This is a genomic window from Castellaniella sp., assembly GCF_047971665.1.
In the GTDB taxonomy this organism is placed as follows: domain Bacteria; phylum Pseudomonadota; class Gammaproteobacteria; order Burkholderiales; family Burkholderiaceae_B; genus Castellaniella.
Genome location: NZ_JBKEAA010000015.1, coordinates 32955 through 51214, shown reverse-complemented (window position 1 = coordinate 51214; position 18260 = coordinate 32955). Strand labels below are relative to the sequence as shown.

Annotated in this window: 23 protein-coding genes; 19 read left to right on the top strand and 4 right to left on the bottom strand. The window is 66.0% G+C overall.

The window, feature by feature from the left end; translation table 11 throughout:
* Nucleotides 1–68: 68 nt before the first annotated feature.
* The 4 genes from ACK5JE_RS05665 to ACK5JE_RS05650 all read right to left on the bottom strand — a co-directional run bounded on the left by ACK5JE_RS05665 (nucleotide 69) and on the right by ACK5JE_RS05650 (nucleotide 3781).
* A complete protein-coding gene (locus ACK5JE_RS05665; protein WP_416800723.1) occupies nucleotides 69–1067 on the bottom strand; it encodes a TRAP transporter substrate-binding protein in 999 nt (332 codons plus the stop codon).
* A gap of 80 nt (nucleotides 1068–1147) precedes the next feature.
* Nucleotides 1148–2143, bottom strand: coding sequence for a transketolase family protein (locus ACK5JE_RS05660; RefSeq protein ID WP_416800722.1), 996 nt, complete (start codon nucleotides 2141–2143; stop codon nucleotides 1148–1150).
* On the bottom strand, nucleotides 2140–2919 hold the full coding sequence (locus ACK5JE_RS05655; protein ID WP_416800761.1) for a transketolase: 780 nt from the start codon (nucleotides 2917–2919) through the stop codon (nucleotides 2140–2142). Before ACK5JE_RS05655 ends, ACK5JE_RS05660 begins: the two co-directional genes overlap by 4 nt.
* 109 nt (nucleotides 2920–3028) lie before the next feature.
* Nucleotides 3029–3781, bottom strand: coding sequence for an SDR family NAD(P)-dependent oxidoreductase (locus tag ACK5JE_RS05650; RefSeq protein WP_416800721.1), 753 nt, complete (start codon nucleotides 3779–3781; stop codon nucleotides 3029–3031).
* A gap of 121 nt (nucleotides 3782–3902) precedes the next feature.
* Here ACK5JE_RS05650 and ACK5JE_RS05645 point away from each other — a divergent pair, with 121 nt between their 5' ends.
* The 19 genes from ACK5JE_RS05645 to ACK5JE_RS05555 all read left to right on the top strand — a co-directional run bounded on the left by ACK5JE_RS05645 (nucleotide 3903) and on the right by ACK5JE_RS05555 (nucleotide 18254).
* Complete coding sequence (locus tag ACK5JE_RS05645; protein WP_416800720.1) at nucleotides 3903–4790, top strand: LysR substrate-binding domain-containing protein; 888 nt, start codon at nucleotides 3903–3905, stop codon at nucleotides 4788–4790.
* Between the two features lie 104 nt (nucleotides 4791–4894).
* The gene (locus tag ACK5JE_RS05640; protein ID WP_416800719.1) at nucleotides 4895–5716 is read left to right on the top strand and encodes an ABC transporter ATP-binding protein; all 822 of its coding nucleotides are present in this window, start codon (nucleotides 4895–4897) and stop codon (nucleotides 5714–5716) included.
* Nucleotides 5713–6501: a lipid asymmetry maintenance ABC transporter permease subunit MlaE gene (gene mlaE, locus ACK5JE_RS05635; RefSeq protein ID WP_416800718.1), complete on the top strand. Its 789-nt coding sequence runs from the start codon at nucleotides 5713–5715 to the stop codon at nucleotides 6499–6501. Before ACK5JE_RS05640 ends, mlaE begins: the two co-directional genes overlap by 4 nt.
* 39 nt (nucleotides 6502–6540) lie before the next feature.
* Nucleotides 6541–7062: an outer membrane lipid asymmetry maintenance protein MlaD gene (gene mlaD, locus ACK5JE_RS05630; protein WP_416800717.1), complete on the top strand. Its 522-nt coding sequence runs from the start codon at nucleotides 6541–6543 to the stop codon at nucleotides 7060–7062.
* Nucleotides 7063–7125: 63 nt separating this feature from the next.
* A complete protein-coding gene (locus ACK5JE_RS05625) occupies nucleotides 7126–7962 on the top strand; it encodes a VacJ family lipoprotein (RefSeq protein ID WP_416800716.1) in 837 nt (278 codons plus the stop codon).
* 78 nt (nucleotides 7963–8040) lie between these two features.
* Entirely contained in the window at nucleotides 8041–8688 is a 648-nt protein-coding gene (locus ACK5JE_RS05620; RefSeq protein WP_416800715.1) for an MlaC/ttg2D family ABC transporter substrate-binding protein, read from the top strand.
* A 208-nt stretch (nucleotides 8689–8896) separates the two neighbouring features.
* A complete protein-coding gene (locus ACK5JE_RS05615) occupies nucleotides 8897–9685 on the top strand; it encodes an ABC transporter ATP-binding protein (protein ID WP_416800714.1) in 789 nt (262 codons plus the stop codon).
* Between the two features lie 29 nt (nucleotides 9686–9714).
* A complete protein-coding gene (locus ACK5JE_RS05610) occupies nucleotides 9715–10473 on the top strand; it encodes an ABC transporter permease (RefSeq protein WP_416800760.1) in 759 nt (252 codons plus the stop codon).
* Nucleotides 10474–10477: 4 nt separating this feature from the next.
* Nucleotides 10478–10729, top strand: coding sequence for a BolA family protein (locus tag ACK5JE_RS05605; protein ID WP_416800713.1), 252 nt, complete (start codon nucleotides 10478–10480; stop codon nucleotides 10727–10729).
* Complete coding sequence (gene murA, locus ACK5JE_RS05600) at nucleotides 10722–11975, top strand: UDP-N-acetylglucosamine 1-carboxyvinyltransferase (protein ID WP_416800712.1); 1254 nt, start codon at nucleotides 10722–10724, stop codon at nucleotides 11973–11975. The genes ACK5JE_RS05605 and murA overlap by 8 nt, the downstream gene beginning before the upstream one ends.
* Nucleotides 11976–11981: 6 nt before the next feature.
* A complete protein-coding gene (gene hisG / locus ACK5JE_RS05595) occupies nucleotides 11982–12647 on the top strand; it encodes an ATP phosphoribosyltransferase (RefSeq protein WP_416800711.1) in 666 nt (221 codons plus the stop codon).
* 32 nt (nucleotides 12648–12679) lie between these two features.
* Nucleotides 12680–13987, top strand: coding sequence for a histidinol dehydrogenase (gene hisD, locus ACK5JE_RS05590; RefSeq protein WP_416800710.1), 1308 nt, complete (start codon nucleotides 12680–12682; stop codon nucleotides 13985–13987).
* Nucleotides 13988–14049: 62 nt separating this feature from the next.
* Nucleotides 14050–14637 (top strand): imidazoleglycerol-phosphate dehydratase HisB, encoded by a 588-nt coding sequence (gene hisB, locus ACK5JE_RS05585; RefSeq protein ID WP_416800709.1) that lies wholly within the window; start codon nucleotides 14050–14052, stop codon nucleotides 14635–14637.
* Between the two features lie 30 nt (nucleotides 14638–14667).
* Nucleotides 14668–15312 carry an imidazole glycerol phosphate synthase subunit HisH gene (gene hisH / locus ACK5JE_RS05580; protein WP_416800708.1) on the top strand — a complete coding sequence of 215 codons (645 nt, stop codon included), beginning with the start codon at nucleotides 14668–14670 and terminating at the stop codon, nucleotides 15310–15312.
* 49 nt (nucleotides 15313–15361) lie between these two features.
* Nucleotides 15362–16147, top strand: coding sequence for a 1-(5-phosphoribosyl)-5-[(5-phosphoribosylamino)methylideneamino]imidazole-4-carboxamide isomerase (hisA, locus tag ACK5JE_RS05575; RefSeq protein WP_416800707.1), 786 nt, complete (start codon nucleotides 15362–15364; stop codon nucleotides 16145–16147).
* Nucleotides 16144–16977: an imidazole glycerol phosphate synthase subunit HisF gene (hisF, locus tag ACK5JE_RS05570; RefSeq protein ID WP_416800706.1), complete on the top strand. Its 834-nt coding sequence runs from the start codon at nucleotides 16144–16146 to the stop codon at nucleotides 16975–16977. The genes hisA and hisF overlap by 4 nt, the downstream gene beginning before the upstream one ends.
* Entirely contained in the window at nucleotides 16974–17423 is a 450-nt protein-coding gene (gene hisI / locus ACK5JE_RS05565; RefSeq protein WP_416800705.1) for a phosphoribosyl-AMP cyclohydrolase, read from the top strand. The genes hisF and hisI overlap by 4 nt, the downstream gene beginning before the upstream one ends.
* Nucleotides 17420–17764, top strand: coding sequence for a phosphoribosyl-ATP diphosphatase (locus ACK5JE_RS05560; protein ID WP_416800704.1), 345 nt, complete (start codon nucleotides 17420–17422; stop codon nucleotides 17762–17764). Before hisI ends, ACK5JE_RS05560 begins: the two co-directional genes overlap by 4 nt.
* Nucleotides 17765–17885: 121 nt before the next feature.
* On the top strand, nucleotides 17886–18254 hold the full coding sequence (locus ACK5JE_RS05555; protein WP_416800703.1) for a histidine triad nucleotide-binding protein: 369 nt from the start codon (nucleotides 17886–17888) through the stop codon (nucleotides 18252–18254).
* Nucleotides 18255–18260 lie beyond the last annotated feature (6 nt).

Here is an 18260-nt window from a genome sequence, read left to right as displayed (position 1 = left end):
ACACGTGGCACCCGCCTCCCGGGAAGGCGGCTCGGAATCAAGAATCCGGGATTTCATGGCGGCCCCCATCATCCAGCTGCCGCCAGGATCTTTTTGACGAAATCGCCAAAGGGCTTGGCTTGCCAGGCGACTTTCACCGACTCCGTCGCCTGCTGGAAAGCCTGTCGGTTCACGGTATTGACCTTCAGGCTCTGGTCCGCCTTGAACTGCGCCAGATATTTTTTGTCAGCATCTCCCATCAGGCTGCGTTGCAGGTCTCCTGCTTCCCTGGCAGCTGCCATGACGGCCTGCATCTCCGCTTCCTTGAGCCGCCCCTGGGCCATGCGCGACATCAGGAAAGGCGTGCTTTCCCATTTGTGCGCCGAAAGACTGATATAGGGCGTGACTTCGTAGATTTTTGAGCTGGCAATGTTGGCCAGCGGATTCTCCTGTCCGTCCACGACCCCTTGCTGCAAGGCGATATAGAGTTCGCTGAAAGCGATCTGCTCGGTTGCCGCCCCCAGCGCCTTGAAAATATCGATCGTCATGGAATCGGCGGGCGTACGGATCTTCAGGCCCGACAAGTCGCCTGGCGCCTGGATCGGCCGCTTGCTGTTGCTGATGTGGCGGACCCCGTTATCCCACCAGTCCAGCAGCACCAGGCCCTTGTTTTTCATGCGGCCGGCCAGATTGGCGCCGATCTCGGTCTGCAGCACCTTATAGGCATGATCCGCATCCTGGAACAGAAAAGGCAGTCCCAATGCATTGATCTCAGGGACGATCCCGCCTGTGGCGCCCTGACTGTTGATGGTGAAATCGAGCACACCCGTGCGCAGGCTGGTCAGCATGGCGACGTCGTTGCCCAGCTGCTCCGAGCCGGCGACATTGATCTGTACACTGCCGCCGGTTTTCTGCGTCACGAGTTCGGCGAACTTGTCGGCGCCCACGGCGCGCGGGTTGCCGGGGGCAGCCCCATGGCCCAGGGTGAGTTTGGTGGCGGCACGAGCCTGTCCGATCCAGAGGGGCGCTGCGGCAATCGTGGCCAGGCCACCCAGGGTATGGACGAATGTGCGACGAGTCATCTTCATGGTTGTCTCCTTTATGAATATCGAAACCAAGGTACTGCGCGTACAGCGGCGCTTCCTCCGCGCGCCGCCCGGCATCCGGGCTAGAGCCAGGACTGAATGGACTGGACGAATGCCTGAGTGGAAATACCGTAACGATCGTGCAGCGTCGGCAGCGCCCCGGCATCCAGGAACCGGTCGGGCAGCGCAACCTGACGGAATTGCGGCGACAGGCGGGAACGGACGAGCAGGCTGGCCACCGATTCGCCCAGGCCGCCGATCACGGCATGGTTTTCGGCCACGACGACCAGCCGGTCGCTGCGGCGCACCTCATGCAGGATGGCTGCCTCATCCAGCGGCTTGATCGTGGGCACATGCAGCACCGCGACATCCACGCTGCCCTGCAGTTTCTGTGCGGTCTCCAGCGCCCGCATGGTCATGAGTCCGCTGGAGATCACCAGCACATCCCGGCCATCGCGCAACAGCTTCGCCTTGCCCAGCTCGAACCGGTAGTCGTACTCGTCGAGCACTACCGGCACATTGCCGCGCAGCAGGCGCATATACACGGGTCCGCGATGCGCCGCGATCTCGGGCACGGCCTGCTCGATGTCAAGCGCATCGCAGGGATCCACCACCGTCATGCCAGGGATGGCGCGCATCAGCGCGAGATCCTCGGTCGCCTGGTGACTGGGGCCGTAGCCGGTCGTCAGACCCGGCAGAGCGCAGCAAAGCTTCACGTTCAGGTGTTCCTCGGCCACGATCTGATGGATGAAGTCATAGGCGCGCCGGGTGGCGAAGACCGCGTAGGACGTGACGAACGGCAACAGGCCTTCCTTGGCCATGCCGCCCGCCGCCGCCACCAGCAGTTGCTCGGCCATGCCCATCTGGAAGAACCGCTTCGGATGCGCGGCGGCAAAGATGTGCAAGTCCGTATATTTGGACAGATCGGCGGTCAGCCCCACGAGGTCGGGGCGCTGCTCAGCCAGGGCATTCAGCGCATGACCAAAGGGGGCCGGTCGTGTTGTCTGCCCTTCCGCTGCGATCGAGGCGATCATGGCCGAGGTCTTCAGGCGGACCGGAGGGGTGGCGGTCTGGCTCATGCGTGGTCTCCCTGGTATTGCGCATCGAGAACCTCGATGGCCTGCTGCCATTCGTGTTCATCGACCCGGATGAAATGATTTTTTTCGCGTGCTTCGAGGAACGGAACACCACGGCCCATCCGCGTGCGCAACAGGATGACGCGCGGTTGATCGTCCGCGTGCTGGCGCGCGGCGTTGAAGGCCTCGTAGACAGCCGCCAGGTCATTGCCGTCGACTTCCTGCACGTGCCAGCCAAAGGCCCGCCACTTGTCGCCCAGGGGCTCGAAACCCAATACGCCAGACGAAGGGCCATCGGCCTGCTGATTGTTGACGTCGACCAGGTTGATCAGGTTGCCCAGACCATGGTGCGCAGCCGACAGGGCGGCCTCCCAGACAGCCCCTTCATCGAGCTCACCGTCCGACATCGAGACGTACACGAAGGCGGGATTGCTCTTCTGGCGCAGGGCCAGCGCCATCCCGACACCGATCGCCAGACCATGACCAAGCGATCCCCCCGAAATCTCCATTCCCGGGGTATAGCTGGCCATGCCGGACATGGGCAGACGGCTGTCGTCGGAACCATAGGTTTCGAGTTCTTTCTCGGGCAGGATGCCCGCAAGGATCAGCGCCGCATAAAACGCGATGGCATAGTGTCCATGGGACAGCAGAAAACGATCGCGCCCCTCCCATTCCGGATCATCCGGACGATAGGCCAGCGCATGCCCGTAGGCCACGGCCAGCATGTCGGCAATGCCCAGCGCCTGGGCGATATAGCCCTGCCCCTGGACTTCGCCCATGCGCAGGGCATAGCGGCGGATCCGATAGGCATCCTCGCTCAGTTTTGCCAGAATCTGGGCCCGTGTGCGCACGGGCACCTCCTTGAGGTTCTGCATGTTCATGACTCCCTCATCCATGGATCAACATGCCGCCGTTGACATCGATGACGGCGCCCGTCACATAGGAGGACAGATCCGACGCCAGGAACAGATACGCCTTGGCCACGTCTTTCGCCTCGCCCAGCCGATTCAGGGGAATCCCCTTGAGAATCTCGGCCCGCATGTCGTCGGTCAGCTTGCCGCCTGTGATGTCGGTCTGGATCAGACCCGGCGTGACGCAATTGACGCGGATATTGTCGGGCCCCAGTTCACGCGCCATCGCCTTGGCCAGCCCGAGCACCCCGGCCTTGGCGGCGGAATAGTGCGGGCCACCGAAGATACCCCCGCCCCGCTGGGCAGAGACCGAAGACATGCAGGCGATAGACCCGGCACGACGGCGGCGCATCCCCGGAATCACCGCCTGGCTCAGGTTCAGCACGCCACGCAGGTTGACATCCATGATGCGATCCCAGCTGCCTGCATCAATTTCCATGATCTTGACGGGCTGGGTGATCCCGGCATTGTTGATGAGCACGTCCACGGCGCCGAATTCGGACGTGACGGTATGCACAGCCTTCTGACAGTCCTCACGGCTGACCACATTGCAGTCCAGACCCAGGTGCCCTTTTCCGAGCGAGTCGGCCGCCGCCCGGGCCGCATCACGGTCCAGGTCGAGAATGGCGACGCGCGCGCCCTGCTGCGCAAACAATTGCGCCGTGGCATAGCCGATTCCGCGCAAGCCAGCGGCCCCGGAAATGACGACGGACTTATCTTTCAATAGCATGTTCGGTCTCCTGATCCAGTTCTGAAATGCTGGATTCCATGGTAGGTGGCCGGTCCTACCCCGACAAACGATAAGTCTGCAATAATTGATGAATTGATTTCACCTGTTCGATGAGGTGAGCATGTTCCAGGCTGTTCCTCTTTCCTTGCTGCGCGCCTTTGAAGCGGCGGCCAGAACCGGATCATTTCGCAATGCTGCCAATGAATTAGCGCTTTCACCCAGCGCAATCAGTCATGCGATCCGCAAACTTGAGGCAGGCATGGGCATTCGACTTTTTGTGCGAAGCACAAGAGAAATTCACCTGACTCCGGAGGGTGGATATCTGTATCGGCACGTGAATCGCGCCTTCGACGATTTACGTTACGGCATCGAAACCGTCGCGGCGCGCGGCCCCACCGTCCTGCGACTGCATTCAGCACCGAGCTTCGCCGCGCAATGGCTGGCGCCACGCCTGTCTAAATTCCTCGCCGCTTACCCCATGATCGATCTGCGCATGGCGGCAAGCACCGACTACGTGCGCTTCGGCACGGATGAATTCGATATCGATATCACCTACGGCAAACCCCGCTCCGAAGGCGCCATTTCCATCCCGCTGGGAGAGGAACTGCTGACCCCACTGTGCAGTCCGGAGATGGCCGCCCGCATCCGGCATCCCGCGGACCTGGCTCAGGTGCCTTTGATCCAGAGCGAATACAAGCAGTTCCGCTGGCCCTCATGGTTCGAGCTCAACGGAATGCCCATCATCACCCCGCAAGGGGCCCGCTTCGACCGCAGTTTTCTCGCCATCGCGGCAGCGGCCGATGGCCTGGGCGTCGCACTGGAGTCCACCCGCCTCGCGGAACGCGAGATCCTGAATGGCCGGCTGGTGCGCCCGCTCGCGGGGCAGGAGCGCGAGATTCACTACACAGGCCACCACCTGGCCTACGCCAGCAGCGGCCAGCAACGGCATACCATCGGCATCTTCCGCGACTGGCTGCTCGCCGAACTGGGCCTGGCCCAGCAGGCCTGAACCCGACCGACCTCAGAGAGGGCTGCTCAGAGAGGGCAAATAAGCAACACAAGGGGCTCACGGGTACAATCCCCCTCACAGAACAGGTGAATGCCCCTGCCCCGATGAACAATTCCTCTTCCGATCCTCTCGTCGTCTTCGACGGCGTCTCGCTCGGCTACGGCGAATTCACCGTGCTGCGCGACGTCAACCTGCGGGTCATGCCGGGACAGGTCGTGGCCATGATGGGCGGCTCGGGCTCGGGCAAAACGACGCTGCTGCGGGCGGTCACCGCCCAGCTGCCGCCCCAGGGCGGGCGGATCCGCGTGTTCGGCCAGGACATGGCCGGCCTGCGCGGCGAGCCGCTGCGCGCCGTGCGCCAGCGCATGGGCGTGCTGTTCCAGGGCGGCGCGCTGTTCACCGACCTGAACGTCTTTGAGAACGTGGCCTTCCCGCTGCGCGAACATACCCGCATGTCCGAGCAACAGATCCTGGAACGGGTGCTGGACAAACTCCAGGCCGTGGGCCTGCGGCACGCCGCGCACCTGGGGATTTCGGAGATCTCCGGTGGCATGGCGCGGCGCGTGGCCCTGGCCCGGGCCATCGTGCTGGAGCCCGAACTCATCCTCTACGACGAGCCGTTTGCCGGACTGGACCCGATCTCCCTGGGCATCACGGCCCAGCTGATCCGCACGCTGACCGATCAACTGGGCTGCGCATCGATCCTGATCACGCACGACGTGGCGGAATCCTTTGCCATCGTGGACCAGGTCTACCTGATCGGCCAGGGCCGGCTGATGGCCCAGGGCACCCCGGCGGAACTGTCGGCCTCGCAGGACGAATACCTGCAGCAGTTCCTGCAGGGCCGGCCCGACGGGCCGATCGGCTTTCACTATCCCCTGACGTCGGCCTTCGAGCGCTGGCTGGCCGCCCGGAAAGCCGCATGAACGGACTCGCCCGCCGCATCGCCGCCCTGGGGCACGGTTTCGTGTCCATGATCACCGGCCTGGGCGCCTTCGCCCGCCTGTTCGGCGCCCTCCTGGCCCGCAGCGGCGTGCTGCTGCGCCGCCCGCGCCTGACGGCCCAGCAAGTTCATTTCATCGGCAACCACTCCTTGCTGATCATCGGGGTTTCGGGCCTGTTCGTGGGCTTCGTGCTGGGCCTGCAGGGCTACTACACCCTGAACCGCTATGGCTCCGAAGAAGCCCTCGGCCTGCTGGTGGCCCTGACGCTGACGCGCGAACTCGGACCGGTGGTGACGGCGCTGCTGTTTGCCGGACGGGCGGGTACATCGCTGACGGCGGAAATCGGCCTGATGAAGGCCGGCGAACAGATTTCGGCCATGGAAGTCATGGCCGTGGACCCGATCCGTCGCGTCCTGGCGCCGCGATTCTGGGGCGGCGTCATCGCCATGCCGATCCTCGCCGTGGTGTTTTCCATGGTCGGCATCCTGGGCGGCTGGTTCGTGGGCGTGGTGCTGATCGGCATCGACCCGGGCGCCTTCTGGTCGCAGATGCAAAGCGGCGTGGACGTCATCGACGACGTGCTCAACGGCGTCATCAAGAGCCTGGTCTTCGGCGTCGTCGTGACCCTGATCGCCCTCTACCAGGGCTGGACGGCGCGCGCCACGCCCGAGGGGGTCTCGCGCGCCACCACCCGCACCGTGGTCAGCGGCGCACTGGCGGTGCTGGGACTGGATTTCCTGCTGACGGCGCTGATGTTCGCGCACTGACCCCGACTGTTCGCCAACCGAAACCTGCGGAACGAATTCATGACACGCGAAAAAACCGATTTCTGGGTAGGCCTGTTCATCCTGCTGGGCCTGCTCGCCCTGGTGTTCCTGGCGTTGCGCGCCGGCAACATGAGCTCCTTTTCTTTCGCATCCACCTATCAGGTACATGCATACTTCGAGAACGTCGGCGGACTGAAGGTCCGCGCCCCGGTCAAAAGCAGTGGCGTGGTGGTCGGACGGGTCGCCGCCATCGGCTTCGACAACCAGCGATTCCAGGCCACAGTCACACTGGACATCCAGGAAACCTACGCCTTTCCCAAGGATTCCTCGGTCTCGATCCTGACCTCGGGCCTGCTGGGCGAGCAGTACGTCGGCCTGACCCCGGGCGGCGACGACAAGAACCTGGCCGATGGCGGCACGATCGAATTCACGCAATCCGCCGTGGTGCTGGAGGATCTGATCAGCAAATTCCTCTACAGTTCGGCCGAAAAAGAAGGCACGAAGCAGAACGCGCAAGGCGCCAGCACGCAGGGACCAGCCGCTGACCGCCCTTTACAATAAGCAAACTTGAAAGCTTTCGATCCTGCTTTATGCCGCATTGATACCGACTGCAAGAGATACCACATGATCCTCTCCGTCCCGCCAACGGCCACACCGCGTTCCCAACACCGCTGGACACGTCCCGGACTGATGTTGGCGACCGCCACCCTGCTGGCCGGTTGCGCGCAGGTTCCGCATCCCTCGCCCAACGATCCCTGGGAATCCTATAACCGCAGCATGTACAAGTTCAACGATGCGGTGGATCGCGCGGTGCTCAAGCCCATCGCCACGGGCTACGAGACCATCACCCCGAGCCCGATCCGGACCTGCATCAGCAACATCTTCGGCAACCTGGGCGACGTCTGGTCGGGCATCAACAGCCTGCTGCAGGGGCGCGGCCGCGATTTCGTGGATTCCTTCGGCCGGGTGCTGTTCAACAGCACGGCGGGCCTGGGCGGCTGCATCGACTTCGCCTCGATGCACGGGGCGCGCAAAATCCCCAATGATTTCGGCATGACGTTGGGGGTGTGGGGGTTGAACGCCGGCCCGTATGTGGTGCTGCCTTTCATGGGCCCCAGCACCGTGCGCGACACCGTGGCCACCGGCGCCACCTTCTTCATCCCCGGCACCCCGACCACCGCGGTCTTCGCCATCGACAATGTGCCGGCCCGCAACTCCCTGTTGGGCCTGTATTTCGTGGATCAGCGCGCCAGCCTCCTGGAGGCCGATCGTCTGGTGGACAAGATCGCGCTCGACAAATACAGCTTCATCCGCGACGCGTACCTGCAACGCCGCAAGGCCATGCTGGACAGTCGCCAGCAGCGCGCGCGCGCCACGACCACCGACGACCTGGATAAGGTGGCGGCACCGGCCGATCAGAACCTGCCGGTCTACGATGATCCGGAAGCCACACCCAAATGAACCCGCACGCCCTGGGCCGCATCCGGCCCGGGCGTCGGCCCGCCCCGCCACGAGGGCGGGTGTCACACGGAGATGACGATGAGTTTTCCTGCATTCCTGCTCTTCCTGCGCCGGACGATCAGTCCGTGCCTGCTGGGCGCGGCCCTGGCGCTGTCCGCCCCCTCCGCCGGCGCCGCCGAGCGGCCGGTCGACCCCAGGGCCATCCCGAACGACTTCCTCGAGGCCGTGGCCAACAACATGCTCGATGCGGTCAAGGCCGACCCTCAGGCGCTGCAGGGCGATGCCGGCCATATCGCCGCGCTGGTGCGCCGCTACGCGCTGCCGTACATCGACATGAACAAGACCACGCGCCTGGCAGCGGGACGCTACTGGCGTCAGGCCTCGGCCGCCCAGCAGGACGCGCTGGTCAAGGCGTTCACGGGCACCCTGATCCGCACCTACAGCGGCGCGTTCACGCGGGTGACGTCAGGCACACAGATCACCCTGCAGCCCTTCCGGGGCGATCCCAAGGCCGATGACGCCGTGGTGCGTTCGACGATCTCGCAGCAGAACGGCCCGGCGATCGGTGTCGACTACCGGCTGACACAGTCGGACAACGGCTGGAAGGTCTACGACCTGAACGTCGAGGGCATCTGGCTGATCCAGAACTACCGCAACCAGTTCGCCTCCGAAATCAATCGCAGCGGAATCGACGGGCTGATCTCGGCCCTGAACGCGAAAAACTGACCGGTTTCAGGCCTGCCGCACGGGTACTGAATACGGCCCTCTCCGCGCAGGCGTCAAGGACCGTGCAAAGGGCCACGCCGCCCGTGGCGGCGGTTCCGGCCCGTCCGGACAGGCCGGGCCCGCTGCGCGTCGCGCCGGGCGGCGGCAAGCACCTGCTTCGACCGCTTATAATGGCAGATGGCGCCCATTTCAGGGCGCATCACCCGCCATGCCCGCTCTCGACCTGCAACACGTCTCCAAAATCTACGCGCCGCACCAGCGAACCTGGCGCGAGCGCCTCAGCGGCCGTCCCGCCTCCGCGGGCTTCCAGGCCCTGCGCGATGTCAGCCTGACCGTCGAACATGGTGAATTCTTCGGACTGCTGGGTCCCAACGGAGCAGGCAAGACCTCGCTGATCTCCATCCTGGCCGGCCTGTCCCATGCCACCCGCGGCAGCGCCCAGGTCTGTGGCCACGACGTGGTCAACGACTTTCGCCGGGCGCGCCAGTCGCTGGGCGTGGTGCCCCAGGAAATCGTCTACGATCCCTTCTTCACGGTGCGCGAGACCCTGCGGTTGCAATCCGGCTATTTCGGCCTGCGCGACAACGACGACTGGATCGACGAGATTCTGGACAACCTGGGGCTGCTGGACAAGGCCGAGACCAACATGCGCGAGCTCTCGGGCGGGATGAAACGCCGGGTGCTGGTGGCGCAGGCCCTGGTGCATCGTCCGCCCGTGATCATCCTGGACGAGCCGACCGCCGGGGTGGACGTGAACCTGCGCCGCACACTGTGGGATTTCATCACGCGCCTGAACCAGGCCGGCCACACGATCCTGCTGACCACCCACTACCTGGAAGAAGCCGAATCCCTGTGCAAGCGCGTCGCGATGCTCAAATCCGGACAGATCGTGGCGCTGGACACCACACAGGCGCTGATGTCGCGCGTCGGCGGCACCGACCTCGAGGATGCCTTCGTGCGCATCATGGACGATTCCGCGCTGGAGGCCGAGCTGTGATCCGCCCCGTCTCCCAGGCCCGCCCCGAGATGGGCTCGGGCTTTCCGACCCTGCTGAACAAGGAACTGATGCGCTTCTGGAAGGTCGGCCTGCAGACCATCGCCGCTCCGGTGGTGACGGCGCTGCTTTATCTGCTGATCTTTTCCCACGTGCTGGAAGACCGTGTGCGGGTGTATGGCACGATTTCCTACACCGCCTTCCTCATCCCCGGACTGATGATGATGAGCATGCTGCAAAACAGCTTCGCCAATCCATCCTCGTCCCTGATCCAGAGCCGGATCACCGGCAATCTGATCTTCGTGCTGCTGCCGCCGTTCTCGCACCGCCAGATCTTCTCCGCCTACATCCTGGCGGCAGTGGCCCGCGGGCTGGCCGTGGGCGTCTGTGTCTGGCTGGTGGCGCTGTTCTTCGTGCGCCTGCCGGTCAGCGCCCCGCTGTGGATGCTGACGTTCGCGGTGCTGTCGTGCTGGATCCTCGCTGTCCTGGGCCTGATCGCCGGCCTGTGGTCCGAGAAATTCGACCAGCTGGCCGCCTTCCAGAATTTCCTGATCATGCCCGCGACCTTCCTGTCGGGCGTGTTCTACTCGATCCACAGTCTGCCGCCGTTCTGGCAGGAGGTCTCGCGCTGGAACCCGGTGTTCTACATGATCGACGGCTTCCGCTACGGATTCTTCGCGGCATCCGATATCTCTCCCTGGCGCGGCCTGACCATCGTCCTGGCCGTCGCCGTGGCCCTGAGCCTGTTCGCCCTGCGTCTGCTGGGGCGCGGCTACAAACTACGGAGCTGACCCTATGCCCCCCACCCCCGATCACGTCCGTCAATACATCGCCGACAATCTGCCCTGCGACCACCTCGAGGTCTACGGTGACGGCGCCCACTTCGAGGCCCTGATCGTCAGCCCCGTCTTCGAGGGCAAACGCACGCTGGCCCGTCATCAGGCGGTCTACCAGGCGCTGGGCGAGCGCATGCGCGCCGAGATCCACGCCCTGTCGATGCGCACCCTGACGCCGGTGGAATACGAGGCCGCCAAGAGCAATGGATAAACTGCTGATCCAGGGCGGCCGGCCGCTGCACGGCGAAATCTCCATCTCGGGGGCCAAGAACGCCGCCCTGCCCATCCTCTGCGCCTCGCTGTTGAGCGCCGAACCGCTGGAACTGGACAATGTCCCCGACCTGCGCGACATCGGCACCACCCTGACCCTGCTCGAACGCATGGGCGTGCGCACGCAGCGCGGCGACGGACCTCGCGTCACCCTGCAGGCCGATCAGGTCGCCAGCCAGGAGGCTCCCTACGAACTGGTCAAGACCATGCGGGCATCCATCCTGGTGCTGGGGCCGCTGGTGGCGCGCTTCGGCCGCGCCCGGGTCAGCCTGCCAGGCGGCTGCGCCATCGGCCAGCGGCCGGTGGACCAGCACATCAAGGGCCTGGCCGCCATGGGCGCGCGCATCCACATCGACCATGGCTTCGTCGTGGCCGAGGCCGACCGCCTGCGCGGCGCCAGCATCCTCACGGACATGGTCACCGTGACCGGTACGGAAAACCTGCTGATGGCCGCCACCCTGGCCGAAGGCCGCACCGTCCTGGAAAACGCCGCCTGCGAACCGGAAATCGTCGATCTGGCCAAGGTCCTGATCGCCATGGGCGCGCACATCGAAGGCCACGGCACCGACCGTATCGTCATCGAAGGCGTGGATCGCCTGCACAGCGCCACCCACCGGATCGGGCCCGACCGCATCGAGGCCGGCACGTTCCTGTGCGCCGTGGCGGCCACGGGCGGCGACATCACCCTGCGCGATGCGGCCCCCGACACGCTGGGCGCGGTGCTGGACAAGCTGCGCGATGCCGGGCTGGACATCACCACCGGGCCGGACTGGATCCGCGCCCGCATGACGGGCCGACCCCGGGCGACGGGCTTTCGCACCAGCGAATATCCGGGGTTCCCGACCGACATGCAGGCCCAGCTGATGGCCTTGAACACCCTGGCCGAAGGCACCGCCGTCATCACCGAGAACATCTTCGAGAACCGCTACATGCACGTGCAGGAACTGCACCGCATGGGCGCGGACATCGAGATCGACGGCCACACCGCCGTGGTCCAGGGCGTCGAGCAGTTGCTGGGCGCCACCGTCATGGCCACCGATCTGCGCGCCTCGGCCAGTCTGGTGATCGCCGGTCTGGCGGCCAGCGGCCAGACCACGGTCGAACGCATCTACCATCTGGACCGCGGCTATGAGCACATGGAGCACAAGCTCCGGACGCTGGGCGCGGACATCCAACGCATCCAATGAAGCGACATGGCTGACTCTCTCCTGACCCTGGCGCTGTCCAAAGGCCGCATCTTCGAAGAAACCCTGCCGCTGCTGGCGGCCGCCGGCGTGGGCGTCCCGGAAAATCCGGAGTCTTCGCGCAAGCTGATCCTGCCCACGGACTCGGACGCGCTGCGCATCATCATCGTGCGCGCCTCGGACGTGCCCACCTATGTCCAGTACGGCGCGGCCGATTTCGGCATCGCCGGCAAGGACGTCCTGCACGAGCACATGGCGCAGCATCCCGGCGGGCTGTACCAGCCCATCGACCTGAACATCGCCCGCTGCCGCCTGTGCGTGGCCGCCCCCGAGGGGTTCGACTATCAGGCCGCCGTGCGCCAGGGTTCGCGCCTGCGCATCGCCACCAAATACGTGCGCGCCGCGCGTGAGCATTTCGCCGCCAAGGGCGTGCATGTGGACATCATCAAGCTCTACGGTTCGATGGAGCTGGCCCCGCTGGTGGGCCTGGCCGACGCCATCGTCGATCTGGTGTCCTCGGGCGGCACCCTGCGCGCCAACCGGCTGGTCGAGGTCGAAGAAATCCGCCCGATCTCCTCGCGCCTGATCGTCAACCAGGCCAGCCTCAAGATGAAAGGTGGACAATTGCAACCGTTCCTGGACGCCTTCGCCCGCGCATCGATGGCAATCGCCTGAGCGCCGACTCCTTTTCCGACCCGGTTTTCATCATGCCCCTGATTCACCGTCTGGATGCCCGCTCCGCTGATTTCGACGCCACCCTGACCCGGCTGCTGGCCTACGATGCCTCGCAGGACGAGGCCATCGAGACCGCCGTGCGCGACATCCTGCACGACGTCCAGACGCGCGGCGACGCGGCCATCCTGGACTACACCGCGCGCTTCGACCGGGTCCGCGCCGACCGGCTCGAGGCCCTGGAGATTCCCCGCGCCGACTGGCTGAAGGCCCTGGACGGGCTGCCCGCGGATCAGCGCGAGGCCCTGGAAGCTGCGGCGGACCGCGTGCGCCGCTATCACGAGCACCAGCGCGCCGAGACCTGGACCTACACCGAGCCCGACGGCACGATGCTGGGCCAGCAGGTGACCGCGCTGGACCGCGTCGGCCTGTACGTGCCGGGCGGCAAGGCCGCCTACCCCTCGTCGGTGCTGATGAACGCCATCCCGGCCAAGGTCGCCGGCGTGCCCGAACTGATCATGGTCACCCCCACGCCGGACGGCACACGCAACCCCATGGTGCTCGCCGCCGCCGCCCTGGGCGGGGCGGACCGCGTGTTCGCCATCGGTGGCGCCCAGGCTGTGGGCGGCCTGGCCTACGGCACGGCGACGCTGCCGGCAGTGGACAAGATCGTCGGCCCGGGCAATGCCTACGTCGCAGCGGCCAAGCGCCGCGTCTTCGGCACTGTGGGCATCGACATGATCGCCGGCCCGTCCGAAATCCTGATCGTGGCCGACGGCAGCACCCCGGCCGAGTGGCTGGCCATCGACCTGTTCTCCCAGGCCGAGCACGACGAGCTCGCCCAGGCCATCCTGCTGTGCCCGGACGGCGACTATCTGGATACTGTCCAGGCCGCCATCGAACGCCTGCTGCCCACGCAGCCGCGCACCGACATCCTGCGCGTCAGCCTGGCCAACCGGGGCGCCCTGATCCGCACCGACAGCCTGGAGCAGGCCTGTGACATCGTCAACCGAATCGCCCCCGAACACCTGGAAATCTCCGCTCGCGACCCGCAATCCCTGCTGCCCCTGATCCGCCATGCCGGCGCGATTTTCCTCGGAGCCTACAGCTCCGAATCCCTGGGCGATTACTGCGCCGGGCCCAATCATGTGCTGCCCACCGCGCGCACGGCGCGCTTTTCCTCGCCGCTAGGCGTGTATGATTTCCAGAAACGCAGCAGCCTGATCCAGGTCTCGCGCGCCGGCGCCCAGACGCTGGGCCGCATCGCCACCGCCCTGGCCACGGGCGAAGGCCTGCACGCCCATGCGGCCAGCGCCGCGCTGCGGCTGGACAAGCAGCCCTGAATCCGCCCGCCCGGCCCTCACGGAACCGGGCGAATCCACCCCGACCGAACCGCTCACCGCCCATGCGCACCGCCACCATCGAACGCAATACCCAGGAAACCCGCATCCGCGTCAGCCTGAACCTGGATGGCACCGGAACCCGCAGCCTGAACACCGGCGTGCCCTTCCTGGACCACATGCTGGACCAGATCGCCCGCCACGGCCTGTTCGATCTGGACGTCCATTGCGACGGCGACACCCATATCGACGACCATCACAGCGTGGAAGACGTCGGCATCACCCTGGGGCAGGCATTCGCCGCCGCCGCAGGCGACAAGGCCGGCCTGCGCCGCTACGGCCACGCCTACGTGCCGCTGGACGAATCCCTCTCGCGCGCAGTGGTGGATCTGTCGGGACGCCCCGGCCTGTTCTATCACGTGGCCTACACCCGGGCGCGCATCGGCGGCTTCGACGTCGACCTGGCCCGCGAATTCTTCCAGGGCTTCGTCAACCACGCGCAGGCGACCGTGCACATCGACAACCTGCGCGGGGACAATGCCCATCATCAGTGCGAGACCATCTTCAAGGCCTTCGGCCGGGCGCTGCGCATGGCCACCGAAATCGATCCGCGCGCCGGGGGAGCCATCCCCTCGACCAAGGGATCGCTCTGACCCCATGGATCACTTCAGGATTTCCACATCGTGACCCGCATCGCCATCGTCGACTACGGCATGGGCAACTTTCATTCCGTTGCCCGCGCCCTGCAGGCCGCCGCCCCCGACCATGACATCCGCATCGCCCGCCGCGCCGACGAGATCAGCGCCGCCGACCGCATCGTGTTCCCGGGTCAGGGCGCCATGCCCGACTGCATGCGCACGCTGGACACCTCCGGACTGCGCGAGGCCGTGCTGCGGGCCGCGCGCGAAAAACCGCTGCTGGGCGTATGCGTGGGCGAACAGATGCTGTTCGAAGGCAGCGACGAGGGCGACACTCCCGGCCTGGGGCTGTTCGCCGGCCGCGTGCGCCGGTTCCAGGGGCCGGCGTTCGACCGCGCGACCGACGACGGCGCGCGGCTCAAAGTCCCCCACATGGGCTGGAACCCGGTCACGCAGACCCGCGCCCATCCCCTGTGGGACGGCATCGCCCAGGACACGCCGTTCTATTTCGTTCACAGCTATTACGCCGAGCCCGCCGACCCCGCGCTGACGTCCGGCGTGAGCCGCCACGGCCTGCCGTTCTGCTGCGCGATTGCGGCCGGCAATATTTTTGCCGTACAGTTTCATCCAGAGAAGAGCGCAGCCCCGGGGCTGCGGATGTACCGCAACTTCACTCGCTGGCAGCCCTGACACCATCCGGCTCCCGGCGCCGCATCCTTTCCGTACCGACACAACGACCATGCTGCTCATCCCCGCCATCGACCTCAAAGACGGGCATTGTGTGCGCCTGCGCCAGGGTGACCTGGACAAGGCCACCGTGTTTTCCGAAGACCCCGCCGCCATGGCCGCTCAATGGGCCGCCCAGGGCGCGCGCCGCCTGCATCTGGTGGATCTGAACGGCGCCGTGGCCGGCAAGCCCCGCAATCACGCAGCCATCCAGGCCATCGTGGATGCCGTCGACGACACCATGCCCGTCCAGATCGGCGGCGGCATCCGCGATCTGGACACGGTCGAATACTACCTGGACAGCGGCATCTCCTACGTCATCATCGGCACTGCCGCCGTCAGGGACCCCGGCTTTCTCAGCGATGCCTGTTCAGCCTTCCCCGGACACATCATCGTCGGCCTGGATGCCCGCGACGGCAAGGTCGCCACCGATGGCTGGTCCAAGCTGACCCGCCACGATGTGCTGGACCTGGCCCGCAAATTCGAGGACTACGGCTGCGAATCCATCATCTATACCGACATCGGCCGCGACGGCATGCTCTCGGGCGTCAACATCGAGGCCACCGTACGGCTGGCCCAGCACGTCCGCATCCCCGTCATCGCCTCGGGCGGCGTCGCCTCGCTGGATGACATCCGCGCGCTGTGCGATGTGGCTCACGAGGGCGTGGACGGCGCCATTCTGGGCCGCAGCCTGTACGAGGGCACGCTGGATTTCACCGCCGCCCAGCAGCTCGCCGACTCGCTGACCGCCTCTCCCGCCGAAAACAGGGGCGAAGACGGCCAGGACGCCGACGCATGACCGGAACCGGATCCCTGCCCGATCAGGGCCTGTCGTCCCTGTGCCGCCGCATCATCCCCTGCCTGGACGTCAATGCCGGCCGGGTGGTCAAGGGCGTGAATTTCGTCAATCTGACCGATGCCGGCGATCCGGTGGAGATCGCCCGCCGCTACGACGAGCAGGGCGCCGACGAAATCACCTTCCTGGACATCACGGCCACGTCCGACGACCGCGACCTGATCCTGCCCATCATCGAATCGGTGGCGCGCCAGGTCTTCATCCCCCTGACGGTCGGCGGCGGCGTGCGCCAGGTCGCCGACGTCCAGCGCCTGCTGGATGCCGGCGCCGACAAGGTCTCGATCAACAGCGCGGCGGTTGCCCGTCCGGAACTGGTGGCCGAGGCGGCCCGCCATCACGGCTCGCAATGCATCGTCGTGGCGCTCGACGCGCGCCGCGTCTCGGCCGACCACGAGGCCCCGCGCTGGGAGATCTTCACCCACGGCGGACGCCACGCCACCGGGCAGGACGCCGTGCAATGGGCGCGCCGCATGGCCGACCTGGGCGCCGGCGAACTGCTGCTGACCAGCATGGACCGCGACGGCACCAAATCCGGCTTCGACCTGGAACTGACGCGCGCGGTGTCGGATGCCGTGCCGGTGCCGGTGATCGCCTCGGGCGGCGTCGGCACCCTGCAGCACCTGGCCGATGGCGTCACGCTGGGCCACGCCAGCGCCGTGCTGGCCGCCAGCATCTTCCATTTCGGCCAGCACACGCTGGCCGAGGCCAAGGACTATCTGGCCGCGCAGGGCATTCCGGTGCGGCCTTCCCTCCCGACCCCGGCACCGGCATGACGACACCCGATCCATCCACGCCCCCCACGCCGGACGACTGGCTGGCCGCCTTGCGATTCGACGATCAGGGCCTGATTCCCGCCATCGCCCAGGACGCCGACAGCGGCACCGTGCTGATGATGGCCTGGATGAACGCCGAGGCCGTGCGCGAGACCGTGCGCACCGGCCGCGCCGTGTACTACTCGCGATCGCGGGCCCGTCTGTGGCGAAAGGGCGAGGAATCCGGTCACGTCCAGCAGGTTCACGACATCCGCCTGGACTGCGACGGCGACGTCCTGCTGCTGAAAATCACCCAGGTCGGCGGCATCGCCTGCCACACCGGGCGCGAACGCTGCTTTTTCCGCGGCCTGGACCTGAGCGGCGCCCTGCCGGCCTGGACCGCCCAGGACCCGGTACTGAAAGACCCCGCATCCATCTACGGCCAGCCTTCAGATTCCGCCCCATGACGACCTCCTCCACCGCCGATACCCTGGCCAGACTGGCCGACACCCTGGCCACGCGCCGGCCCGACCGGGGCGGCGACCCGCAGACGTCCTACACCGCCAAGCTGCTGTCGCGCGGGCCGGACGCCTTCCTGAAAAAGATCGGCGAGGAGGCCACCGAACTGGTCATGGCCGCCAAGGACGGCGCGCGCGAGCGCATCGTCGCCGAAACGGCCGATCTGTGGTTTCATTGCCTGGTCGCTCTGACACACTTCGACCTGCGTCCCGAGGATGTGCTGGCCGAGCTGGCCCGCCGCGAGGGATTGTCCGGGCTGGAGGAAAAGGCGGCCCGTCCCCGGGACTGAATGTCAGGACATACCCGCAAACGCACCGTCCTTCCCGCCCGGATCAAACCCGACCCTTTCAAAATGTGGCAACATACGTGATTGATCGGGCCGATCTCCGGCCCTGCCTTGTAAATCCCCCATGAGCCACGATTGTCTGTTCTGTAAAATCGCCCGGCACGAAATCCCTGCCCGCATTGTCCACGAAGACGACGAATTTCTCGCATTCCACGACATCAATCCGGCGGCGCCCGTGCATCTGCTGTTGATCCCGAAACATCATGTGGCGTCCCTGGCCGACATCGGCGCGGCCGATGGCGACTGGCTGGCCCGCATGCTGCGTCTGGCGCCTGCGCTCGCCTTTGCCAACGGCTGCAATCCCATGCCGGCCGGGGGCTTCCGCCTGGTGGCCAACACCGGCGCCGAGGGCGGCCAGGAAATCGATCATCTGCATTTCCACATCATGGGGGGCGAGCGCCCCTGGTCAAACCGCGCGGCACCCGCCGCCTAAGGAGTT

Excerpts from the sequence above, each read along its gene's own strand:
- ACK5JE_RS05655 (WP_416800761.1), bottom strand. The coding sequence starts at position 2,919 with ATGGGCGAAGTCCAGGGGCAGGGCTATATCGCCCAGGCGCTGGGCATT.
- ACK5JE_RS05615 (WP_416800714.1), top strand. The coding sequence starts at position 8,897 with ATGCCCGCTCTCGACCTGCAACACGTCTCCAAAATCTACGCGCCGCAC.
- hisB (WP_416800709.1), top strand. The coding sequence starts at position 14,050 with ATGCGCACCGCCACCATCGAACGCAATACCCAGGAAACCCGCATCCGC.
- ACK5JE_RS05660 (WP_416800722.1), bottom strand. The coding sequence starts at position 2,143 with ATGAGCCAGACCGCCACCCCTCCGGTCCGCCTGAAGACCTCGGCCATG.
- hisG (WP_416800711.1), top strand. The coding sequence starts at position 11,982 with ATGGCTGACTCTCTCCTGACCCTGGCGCTGTCCAAAGGCCGCATCTTC.
- ACK5JE_RS05625 (WP_416800716.1), top strand. The coding sequence starts at position 7,126 with ATGATCCTCTCCGTCCCGCCAACGGCCACACCGCGTTCCCAACACCGC.
- ACK5JE_RS05650 (WP_416800721.1), bottom strand. The coding sequence starts at position 3,781 with ATGCTATTGAAAGATAAGTCCGTCGTCATTTCCGGGGCCGCTGGCTTG.
- hisA (WP_416800707.1), top strand. The coding sequence starts at position 15,362 with ATGCTGCTCATCCCCGCCATCGACCTCAAAGACGGGCATTGTGTGCGC.
- mlaD (WP_416800717.1), top strand. The coding sequence starts at position 6,541 with ATGACACGCGAAAAAACCGATTTCTGGGTAGGCCTGTTCATCCTGCTG.
- mlaE (WP_416800718.1), top strand. The coding sequence starts at position 5,713 with ATGAACGGACTCGCCCGCCGCATCGCCGCCCTGGGGCACGGTTTCGTG.
- ACK5JE_RS05665 (WP_416800723.1), bottom strand. The coding sequence starts at position 1,067 with ATGAAGATGACTCGTCGCACATTCGTCCATACCCTGGGTGGCCTGGCC.
- ACK5JE_RS05640 (WP_416800719.1), top strand. The coding sequence starts at position 4,895 with ATGAACAATTCCTCTTCCGATCCTCTCGTCGTCTTCGACGGCGTCTCG.
- murA (WP_416800712.1), top strand. The coding sequence starts at position 10,722 with ATGGATAAACTGCTGATCCAGGGCGGCCGGCCGCTGCACGGCGAAATC.
- ACK5JE_RS05645 (WP_416800720.1), top strand. The coding sequence starts at position 3,903 with ATGTTCCAGGCTGTTCCTCTTTCCTTGCTGCGCGCCTTTGAAGCGGCG.
- ACK5JE_RS05620 (WP_416800715.1), top strand. The coding sequence starts at position 8,041 with ATGAGTTTTCCTGCATTCCTGCTCTTCCTGCGCCGGACGATCAGTCCG.
- ACK5JE_RS05555 (WP_416800703.1), top strand. The coding sequence starts at position 17,886 with ATGAGCCACGATTGTCTGTTCTGTAAAATCGCCCGGCACGAAATCCCT.
- hisF (WP_416800706.1), top strand. The coding sequence starts at position 16,144 with ATGACCGGAACCGGATCCCTGCCCGATCAGGGCCTGTCGTCCCTGTGC.
- ACK5JE_RS05610 (WP_416800760.1), top strand. The coding sequence starts at position 9,715 with ATGGGCTCGGGCTTTCCGACCCTGCTGAACAAGGAACTGATGCGCTTC.
- hisI (WP_416800705.1), top strand. The coding sequence starts at position 16,974 with ATGACGACACCCGATCCATCCACGCCCCCCACGCCGGACGACTGGCTG.
- ACK5JE_RS05605 (WP_416800713.1), top strand. The coding sequence starts at position 10,478 with ATGCCCCCCACCCCCGATCACGTCCGTCAATACATCGCCGACAATCTG.
- ACK5JE_RS05560 (WP_416800704.1), top strand. The coding sequence starts at position 17,420 with ATGACGACCTCCTCCACCGCCGATACCCTGGCCAGACTGGCCGACACC.
- hisD (WP_416800710.1), top strand. The coding sequence starts at position 12,680 with ATGCCCCTGATTCACCGTCTGGATGCCCGCTCCGCTGATTTCGACGCC.